Raw genomic sequence first — 1779 nt, forward strand, 5'->3', positions numbered from 1 at the left:
GCCGGAACGTTCAGCGTCCACGCGCCGTTGCTGACGGTCGCGGTGTAGTTCTGGCCGTTGAGGTTCAGCGTCACGGTGCTGCCGTCCGCGCCGTTGCTGGTACCGCTGACGGTCAGGGCTTCGCCTTTCTCGATGGCGTTGATCACGTCATCAGCAGCCACGGTATTGATAGTCAGAACCGGCGCAACGGTGTCGACAGTGACGTCGTGTGTAATTGAACCGTCGTTGCCTGCGGCATCTTTGACGCTTGCGCTGACGGTGTAGGAACCGTCGGTCAGGGTGCTGACCACGTCCGCCGGTACGCCAACGCTCCAGTTGCCATTGGCATCCACCGCAGCGGTGTAGCTGTGGCCGTCGATGTCAACGGTGACTAATCCGCCCGCCGGAACGCCCGTGGAACCGCCGGAGATCATCAGGTTCTGCTGATGCTCCTGCGCGTTGATCACGTCGTCGGCTGACACGGTGTTGATGGTCAGCGTTGGCGCAGTGATATCCACCAGAACTGAACCGCTGACGCTGCTGCTGTTACCGGCGACATCTTTCACCGTGGCGTTCACGGAGTACGTGCCGTCAGTCAGCGCCGAGGCGTCCGCCGCCGGAACTGAAGTGCTCCAGCTGCCGTCGGTGCCGACAGTCGCGGTGTATTCATTGCCGTTCAGGGTGACAGTAACGATCTGACCGGCTTCTGCCGTCGACGTGCCGCTCAGCACCACATCTGCACCGGCTTCCGCGCTGTTCAGCACGTTATCACCGGCGATGGTGTTGATGGTGATAACCGGTGCCGACGCATCCACTTCCGCCGTATTCGCCGCGCTGGCGCTGTTACCCGCGACGTTGGTGACGCTGGCGGTTGCGGTCACGTCGCCGTCTTTCAGGCTGGTCATGTCGCCCGCCGGAACTTTCACGCTCCAGCTGCCGTCGGTGCCAACGGTCGTAGTGTAAGTGTGACCCGCGAAGTTCACGGTCACGGTCTGACCGGCTTCGACGTTTTGGGTTGAACCGCTCAGCGTCAGGTCTGCCGCTTTTTCGGCGGCATTGATCATGTCGTCCACCGCGATGGTATCCACGGTGATCGCCACACTGCTCAGATCGACGGTGACGTTATTAGAAATCGTCACTGAGTTACCTGAAGCATCGCTGCCGGTCACGCTGATATTCAACGCACCCGCTGGCCAGTTCGCTACATCAGAAGAAGGAACCGCCGCCGACCAGTTGCCGTTTGCGCCCACGGTCGCCTGATAATCGACGCCGTTGATGGTCACGGTGACTGAACTTCCTGCCGCGATGTCGGTGCTGGTACCGCTGACGATCTGGTTCTGCTGGATCTCGATGCTGTTGACGACATCGTCGCCCGCAACCGTATCAATACGCAGACCCGGCAGACCGGCGTCGATGTTGATCTCACGATCGGCGCTGCCGGTGTTGCCGTGCTGATTGGTCACGCTGGCGGAAATTGTCAGATCGCCGTCGCCGAACCCTTTCAGGTCTGCGGACGGTACGCTGACGCTCCAGCTCAGGTCACTTTGTACTTCAGCCGTATAGGTTTTGCCGCCCAAAGTAATGGTGACGGTATCGCCCGCCGCCGCATTGGTGACCTTGCCGCTGATCAGCTGATCGGCGTTGATTTCCGTCGCGTTAACGATGTTGTCTGTCGCCACCGGGCTGATGCTCACGGACGGCAGCGAACTGTCGACCAGCACGTCGTGCGTCGCGCTGCCGGTGTTGCCCGCCGCGTCGGTGCTGCTGGCAGTCAGGGTGTAATCCGCTTCGCCGAGTTTC

The 1779-nt window shown here is 61.1% G+C and carries 1 protein-coding gene; it reads right to left on the reverse strand.

From position 1 onward, the window contains the following. Positions 1 to 1779, reverse strand: a 1779-nt coding sequence (locus UC15_RS16430; protein ID WP_157960992.1) for an Ig-like domain-containing protein, incomplete at both ends; no start/stop codon positions are given.

This window comes from Rahnella sp. AN3-3W3 (assembly GCF_003263545.1).
In the GTDB taxonomy this organism is placed as follows: Bacteria; Pseudomonadota; Gammaproteobacteria; order Enterobacterales; family Enterobacteriaceae; genus Rahnella; species Rahnella variigena.